The sequence below is a fragment of the Mycobacterium sp. NAZ190054 genome (assembly GCF_001545925.1).
Taxonomy (GTDB): Bacteria; Actinomycetota; Actinomycetes; order Mycobacteriales; family Mycobacteriaceae; genus Mycobacterium.
Genome location: NZ_LMVQ01000196.1, coordinates 1 through 7145, shown reverse-complemented (window position 1 = coordinate 7145; position 7145 = coordinate 1). Strand labels below are relative to the sequence as shown.

The following is a 7145-nucleotide window of genomic DNA, read 5'->3' as shown; positions in this document are numbered from 1 at the left end:
CAGAAATGGGCACCACTGCCGAAACTCATGAGCTTGGAACCGATTTCGCGCCCGATGAGGTAGTCGTCGGGATTCTCGAACTCGCCGCCGCGGCGGACCGCGGTGACCCGGTGGCGCTGCGCGCCTTCACCCGCGGTGCGGACGCCCTGGCGCGGATGATCGCGTCGGTGGCCGCGGTGTGCGATCTCGACCTCGTCGTGGTCGGGGGCGGTGTCGCCCGGGCCGGATCGTTGCTGTTCGACCCGTTGCGCGACGCGCTGACCGCGTATGCGGGTCTGGATTTCCTGCACGAGCTGCAGGTGGTGCCCGCCGCGCTCGGTGGTGACGCGGGCCTGGTCGGCGCGGCCGCGTTGGCGCGGGCCCCACGTTTTGGCTGATCGGGGGACGTCACGCTATCCTGGTCCGGTTCCACCGAAGACCGTCGGTCACCGAGCAATCGGTTGAAGGTCCGGGTTCACACCCGGCGGCCCACGCAGGAGGACGAGGCTAGTGCATTTCTCGTGTGCGCCCCGACCTGTCTGCGTCGGGGCGCTTGTGTTTTTTCCGGCCCGTTCCAGCCGCCTCTCGGGCCTGCGGTCGGTGGACGTCCCAACCATCACGAGGAGGCAAGCATGGCCAAGGCTGACAAGGCCACCGCGGTCGCCGACATCGCCGAGAAGTTCAAGGGGTCGACGGCCACCGTCGTCACCGAGTACCGCGGCCTGACGGTGTCCAACCTTGCCGAGCTGCGTAGGTCGCTGGGTTCGTCGACGACCTACACCGTCGCCAAGAACACCCTGGTGAAGCGTGCCGCGGCCGAGGCGGGCATCGAGGGGCTCGATGAGCTCTTCACCGGCCCCACCGCGATCGCGTTCATCGAGGGTGAGCCGGTCGACGCCGCCAAGGCGCTGAAGAAGTTCGCCAAGGACAACAAGGCGCTGGTCGTCAAGGGCGGCTACATGGACGGTCGCGCGCTGACCGTCTCCGAGGTCGAGAGGATCGCCGACCTCGAGTCGCGCGAGGTGCTGCTGTCCAAGCTGGCCGGCGCCCTCAAGGCGAAGCAGTCCCAGGCCGCGGCGCTGTTCGCAGCCCCCGCGTCCCAGGTCGCCCGCCTGGCCGCAGCTCTGCAGGAAAAGAAGGCCGGCTCGGAAAACTCCGACGCCGCATAACCAGACCACCAACCCGAAACAGATAAGGAATCACCATGGCCAAGCTGTCCACCGACGAACTGCTCGACGCGTTCAAGGAAATGACCCTGCTCGAGCTCTCTGAGTTCGTGAAGCAGTTCGAGGAGACCTTCGACGTCACCGCTGCGGCTCCGGTCGCCGTCGCCGCTGCCGGCCCCGCCGCCGGTGGCGCCCCCGCCGAGGCCGCCGAGGAGCAGTCGGAGTTCGACGTCATCCTCGAGTCCGCCGGCGACAAGAAGATCGGCGTCATCAAGGTCGTCCGCGAGATCGTCTCCGGTCTGGGCCTGAAGGAAGCCAAGGATCTCGTCGACAGCGCGCCCAAGCCGCTGCTGGAGAAGGTCAACAAGGAAGCCGCCGACGACGCCAAGGCCAAGCTCGAGGCCGCCGGCGCTTCGGTCACCGTCAAGTAGTTCGCCTCCATCTCGACCCTGTGGGGGCCGGTCTGGCAAACAGACCGGCCCCCACAGTCGTCTCTGCCGTGGGCAAGGACGGTATTGGCGGACCGAGTGTTGTGGCGTGACCGCGTAGGTTACAGTGACTCAAGCCACAGGCGGGGAAAGCTGTGGCGATACGTTCGGCATCGGTGGAAGGAATCCGCGTGGGCATTGGCATTCAGATTGAAGGGCTGACCAAGTCCTTCGGAGCCCAGCGAATCTGGGAGGACGTGACCTTCGACCTGCCCGCCGGCGAGGTCAGCGTTCTTCTCGGCCCGTCCGGTACCGGTAAGTCGGTGTTCCTGAAGTCGCTGATCGGTCTGCTGCGCCCGGAGCGCGGCAAGATCATCGTCGACGGCACCAACATCATCGAGTGCTCGGCCAAGGAGCTCTACGAGATCCGCACGCTGTTCGGCGTGATGTTCCAGGACGGCGCGCTGTTCGGCTCGATGAGCCTCTACGACAACACCGCGTTCCCGCTTCGTGAGCACACGAAGAAGAAGGAAAGCGAGATCCGCAAGATCGTCATGGAGAAGCTGGACCTGGTCGGTCTGGCCGGTGACGAGAACAAATTCCCTGGGGAGATCTCCGGCGGTATGCGCAAGCGCGCCGGCCTGGCCCGCTCGCTGGTGCTGGATCCGCAGATCATCCTCTGTGACGAGCCGGACTCCGGTCTGGACCCGGTGCGTACCGCCTACCTGTCTCAGCTGTTGATCGACATCAACGCCCAGATCGACTGCACGATCCTGATCGTGACGCACAACATCAACATCGCCCGCACGGTGCCCGACAACATGGGCATGCTGTTCCGCAAGCATCTGGTGATGTTCGGTCCCCGTGAGGTGCTGCTGACCAGCGACGAGCCGGTGGTCAAGCAGTTCCTCAACGGCCGCCGTATCGGTCCGATCGGTATGTCGGAGGAGAAGGACGAGTCGACGATGGCCGAGGAGCAGGCCATGATCGACGCCGGCCACCACGACGGCGGTGTCGAGGAGATCGAGGGTGTGCCGCCGCAGGTCATGGCGACCCCGGGCATGCCGGAGCGCCAGGCCGTGGCCCGTCGGCAGGCCCGCGTGCGCGAGATCATGCACACCCTGCCGCCCGCTGCGCAGGCTGCGATCCGCGACGACCTCGAAGGCACCCACCGGTTCCCCACGCACGAGTTCGCCGAGCCGCACCACCATGGCGACGACGCCCCGACCGGCCGTATCCCGGTTGCCGGCGAGCGCTGATTCCGCCAACTCGGTAATCGTTCCTCACCCGGCTCTGGCCGGGGCACGATGGTGACCGGCACCCAAGTATCAGAGTCTGACGGTGTTCCTGAACCGTCGACGGGGACCGCACCAACCGCACCTTCTACAGCGATGTCCGCGTTGACGACCGGGCGGCGCTCAACGCCGAGCACGGCACCCTCGCCGCGGCGTTAGAAGGGTGGGTCGTTGCCGCTCGGATCCTCGGTGCGTGTTTGGGTGTTGCGTTTTCGTTCTGCGGTGATGTAGGCGGCGCGGTTTGTGTGCGGGTGCGTGTGCGGCGGGGCATCCTGGCTGCGCGGTTGTCGCGCAGGGGGATGGTGGGTGGGTCGCCGGTCCAGAGGGTGGCTGTTGGTGTGCAGAGGGTGGGGAAGAGCAGGCGGCTGCCGGGGTGGGTGGTGTAGGTGTGGCCGGTGGGTGAGGTCCAGGTGAGGGTGCCGTCGGGGTCTTGGCGGTCGCGCCATCCGCCGGGTCCGGTCCAGAAGGTTTTCAGTAGGTGATGCAAACGAATTGGTAAAGAACGCTCGTCCGCGGAACCCGTCTCAGCCCCGGCGACACGCCCATCACCTTAAATTCCAGTTACCGACCTCATAATGTGATTTGTCGGTTCTATACTTTGACCTTGGCGGCGGTTCCTACTAGAAGGTGGACATATGGACGACAACGAAATGATGGACGCGCTCAAGGCCGTCGGCAGGGCGTTCACGCCGTCGGCTCCCGTCCAAGAACGAGACCTATTCGCTGGTCGCGATGAACAACTTCGCACTCTCGTAATTACTGAGGGTCAGGTCGGGCAGCACGCCGTCATCTATGGAGTTCGCGGTGCCGGAAAAACCTCGCTGGCACGCGTAGCCCAGAAGATCATCGATTCGGACCGCCAGCCGTACTACGTCTGTCACAGTGGCGACACCTTTACGACGATCTGGCGAGGGCTACTTGACGACATCTATCTGACGAAGTCGATCCCCGCCTTGGGGTTTAATGCGCAACCCAAGTCGGCACCGGTAACGGCGGCGCAGGTGTTGTTTCCCCAGGGCACCGAGATCAATCCGCAGACCCTGGCGCAAGCCTTGCGGCCGCTCTCTCAGCACATGCGACTGACCGTCGTCGTCGACGAATTTGATCGGCCTATAGATCCAGATCTTGGCGTCCAGATGGCGGATGCGCTGAAGATTCTCGCTGACCTTGCCTTGCCGGTCACTGTCATCCTTGTCGGCGTCGCGGATTCAATCGGCGGATTGCTCCGCGAGCACGAGTCGATCCAGCGATCGCTCATTCAAGTTGAAATGCCGCCGATGACCTCGGAAGAGTTGACTGCCATCATCGATCGCGGAATGGCAGCAGCAGGTCTCACGTACGAGCAGGCATTCGCAAAAGAGGCTGTGGCGTTGTCGCTTGGGCTACCGCACTATACGCATCTGATCTGCCTGCATGCAGCGACGTTCGCCGTCAGCGCCCACCGGCGGCACGTTGACATGACCGACCTGGAGTCGGCACTCCGGCAAGCCCTAGAAGATGCATCACAAACCGTTCGGGAGCGGTATCACGCCGCAACCTATAGCAACCGAGAGACTCTCTATAAAGCTGTGCTTCTCGCCTGTGCGAGGTCGCCGCGGGATGAACTCAATTCGTTCGGTGGTCCCGACGTCCGTGAGCAACTCCGTCAAATTACGGGCCAGAACTATGATATTCCCGCATTCGCCAACCATCTGACCGACTTCTCGGGAACGGGTGCTCGCGGTGGCATTCTGAAGCGCATCGGCACGACGCGTAGGTTCCGCTACCAGTTTCGAGATCCGCTGATGCCGACGTACGTGCTGATGCGCGGCAAAGTTGAGGGCTTCCAATAACTTTCAGCAGCTGCGTGCCGGGATGGTGACGGCGACTCGCCAGCGCGAACACAGGCTGTCGGAATGGCATTGCCAAGCCGAAGTCTCCGCGCAATAAAAAAGTCCGAACTAACCGCAGGGGAGTCCGGTACCCGCCCCCTCCAACATTCTCGGGGGTGGGGGTCAGGCGCCGCCCGCGTGGCCGGTCAGCGGTCGAAGCCGGGCCAGGGCATGGCCAGCGGACCGAGGTCGACGCCGGCGTCGTCTGCGGGCGCCTGGGCGGCCGGGCGTTCGTGGTCGCGGCTGCCGTCACCGCGGGTCCGGTTGCAGGTGGCGTGGAGTAGCCGGTCGGCGGTCGTGCCACCCTTGGATCGTGCTTTGGTGTGGTCGGCGTGCAGCGGTTCCCCGTCGGGGTTGCGGGCGGCGTCGCGCCACATCGGCTTGCCGCACCACCAGCACGGGCGGCCGTCCCGGTGGCGGGCGAGGAGCCTCTCGCGCTGTTGGGTGTGTTGCCATCCGACGCCGCGTTCGCGGTTGGTGCGCTTGCGTTTCCCGCTCGGTGGCGGTGGGACGCGGCCGGCGCGTGACGGCATGGTGCGCCCTTCCGGTTGGGTGGTGCGGCACCCCGACCCGGCCGCGGGGCGAAGGATCCCTCTTTAGGCCGGGGTGCCGCGTGACGGGTCCGGGATCTGACGACCGGACCCGACGACCTGGGTGCGTGCGGGCGCTAGTCCGCGCGGGATGCCCAGACGGTCTGCGGGATCACCAGAACCAGCCTGCGGGCTGGTCGAGGTCGCCGGTGCCGGTATCGGCGGCGTGACCGATCTGGGTCATGGGCACCGCCATCTCGTTGGGATAGCTGGCCAGCACGTCGGCCATGCCGGGATCGGCCTCGATGACCGACACCCAGTGCTTGCGGCGGGCCGGGGTGATCTTGCCCTTGCCGATCGCGTCGTCGACCGATGCCTCGACGCGCTGGCGTGCTGCTGCGGCGGCAGCACGCCGACCTTCGGCGGCGTCGCGGCGCAGCGCGTCGGCGGTGGCGGTGTCGATGACCTCCATACCGTTGCGCTTGGCGGCGGCGGCCACGGTGGACGGCTTTGCCGGGTCGAGGGCCTCGACCTGGGCGGCGAGGTCGACGATGGTGTCGAGGACGAGCCCGGCGTCGGTGTCACCCGGCGCGGATTCGGGCAGGCCGAGCAGGGCCAGCAGTTCGGCTTCCTGGTCGTCGTTGAGTGTTAGTGCCATTGTGCTGCAATCCCTTCCGCGCGCTTAGGCGCTGAGTCCGTTGATGCGCTTCGCGGCGTAGGGCCGGTCGATCGCGATCGCCGGCACCGCGTAGGCCTGGACCCACTTGCCACGCTTGTGGCGGTCGTCGATGACCTCGGTCACCAGCCCGGCCGATTCCCAGCCGATGGTGCCGACCATCCCCTGCGCGACGGTGTAGGCGACGCCGATCGGCACCCGCGGGTTGGCGAACATGCCGTTGGTGAACCCTGCCGATTCGAGCATCGCGTCGAGGTCCTCGGCGTAGGCGGTGCGCAACTGCCGCGCCTGTTCGGGGTGCACGATGAGCAGGTCGTGGCGGACGCCCAACTCCTCGAGGTCGGCCATCTCCTGCACTTCGGCGAAGTGCGCGGTGGGGCGGTCGGCCGATGGGGTGATGTCGGTCAAAGGGCCGACGAAGGTGAGATCGTCCCAGCCGTGCGCGGGGACCAGCGTGGCGATACCGGCCGCGGCCACCTTCGCCATGAGGCGGGTGTCGAGCTTCCGCGCGATGGTGTTGGCGAGCTGGGTGGTCTGGTTGTCGAGGTAGTTGACGGTGTTGCGGGTAATCACCTCGTCGGCGATGAAGAACTTTCCGCCCCAATCTTCAACCGCGGCAACCGAAGGCGTGGGGTCCACACCTTCCACCACCCGATACTCTGCGCCTGGCGTCCGCATCTCCACATCGGTGGAGTAGAAGTCCGACGCCGCGACGGTGTGGAACAGTAGTCCGCCACCGGTGACCGGTGCACCCAACTGCCGCAGGAACTTCGGCGCCAGGAGGACCTCGTCGGCGAGGCGGGCGATCTGGGCTTGGATGAGCGACGGCTGCCGCAGCGCGGCATCCACGCTCAACACGCGACCGTTGAGCTGGGGTGTGAGAGCCGAGGTCATGTCAGTTCCTTCCGATGGGCCGAACGTCGTCGGCAGGGTGAACGGGAAACGTGGTCATCACGCCGGCCACGCGATCTCGGCGACACCGCCGGCGGCGGCACCGGTGACGGCGTGACCGACGACGGCGCCGGTGGTCGCGGTGACCACACCACCGGCCGCACCGACCTGCACGGCGGCACCGGCGGCGCTCGAGGTGTTCACGGCCGTCGAGCAGCAGGACCGTGCCGTGCATCAGATCGTTGCCACTCGCGGAGTAGCCACCCTGGACGAACGACTTGCGGTCCCGCAGAACCTCGAAGATCTCGT

Annotated in this window: 8 protein-coding genes and 3 pseudogenes; 5 read left to right on the top strand and 6 right to left on the bottom strand. The window is 66.0% G+C overall.

Annotated elements, in window-relative coordinates; genetic code table 11:
• Window positions 1–80: pseudogene (locus ASJ79_RS33950) on the bottom strand (hypothetical protein); the annotation flags it as partial.
• On the opposite strand from ASJ79_RS33950, the pseudogene ASJ79_RS15015 reads away from it, so the two are divergent.
• From ASJ79_RS15015 to ASJ79_RS15000, 4 genes and pseudogenes are all read left to right on the top strand, one after another.
• Window positions 78–377 (top strand): annotated as a pseudogene (locus ASJ79_RS15015) (ROK family protein); the annotation flags it as partial. The pseudogenes ASJ79_RS33950 and ASJ79_RS15015 sit on opposite strands and share 3 nt — an antisense overlap.
• Window positions 378–611: 234 nt before the next feature.
• A complete protein-coding gene (gene rplJ, locus ASJ79_RS15010) occupies window positions 612–1148 on the top strand; it encodes a 50S ribosomal protein L10 (RefSeq protein WP_067956477.1) in 537 nt (178 codons plus the stop codon).
• 35 nt (window positions 1149–1183) lie between these two features.
• Complete coding sequence (rplL, locus tag ASJ79_RS15005) at window positions 1184–1576, top strand: 50S ribosomal protein L7/L12 (RefSeq protein WP_067956475.1); 393 nt, start codon at window positions 1184–1186, stop codon at window positions 1574–1576.
• Between the two features lie 188 nt (window positions 1577–1764).
• Window positions 1765–2832, top strand: coding sequence for an ABC transporter ATP-binding protein (locus ASJ79_RS15000; protein ID WP_067956473.1), 1068 nt, complete (start codon window positions 1765–1767; stop codon window positions 2830–2832).
• A gap of 191 nt (window positions 2833–3023) precedes the next feature.
• Here ASJ79_RS15000 and ASJ79_RS33945 read toward each other — a convergent pair.
• Window positions 3024–3358: pseudogene (locus tag ASJ79_RS33945) on the bottom strand (HNH endonuclease); the annotation flags it as partial.
• Window positions 3359–3503: 145 nt separating this feature from the next.
• Between ASJ79_RS33945 and ASJ79_RS14995 the strand changes: the two are divergent.
• Window positions 3504–4700 carry an AAA family ATPase gene (locus ASJ79_RS14995; protein WP_067956471.1) on the top strand — a complete coding sequence of 399 codons (1197 nt, stop codon included), beginning with the start codon at window positions 3504–3506 and terminating at the stop codon, window positions 4698–4700.
• A 185-nt stretch (window positions 4701–4885) separates the two neighbouring features.
• On the opposite strand, the gene ASJ79_RS14990 is transcribed toward ASJ79_RS14995, so the two are convergent.
• From ASJ79_RS14990 to ASJ79_RS32275, 4 genes are all read right to left on the bottom strand, one after another.
• On the bottom strand, window positions 4886–5272 hold the full coding sequence (locus ASJ79_RS14990; RefSeq protein ID WP_067956469.1) for an HNH endonuclease: 387 nt from the start codon (window positions 5270–5272) through the stop codon (window positions 4886–4888).
• 169 nt (window positions 5273–5441) lie between these two features.
• On the bottom strand, window positions 5442–5927 hold the full coding sequence (locus ASJ79_RS14985) for a phage protease (protein ID WP_067956467.1): 486 nt from the start codon (window positions 5925–5927) through the stop codon (window positions 5442–5444).
• Window positions 5928–5951: 24 nt separating this feature from the next.
• Window positions 5952–6839, bottom strand: coding sequence for a major capsid protein (locus ASJ79_RS14980; RefSeq protein ID WP_067956465.1), 888 nt, complete (start codon window positions 6837–6839; stop codon window positions 5952–5954).
• Between the two features lie 57 nt (window positions 6840–6896).
• A complete protein-coding gene (locus ASJ79_RS32275; protein ID WP_156448456.1) occupies window positions 6897–7040 on the bottom strand; it encodes a hypothetical protein in 144 nt (47 codons plus the stop codon).
• Between the last annotated feature and the right edge of the window lie 105 nt (window positions 7041–7145).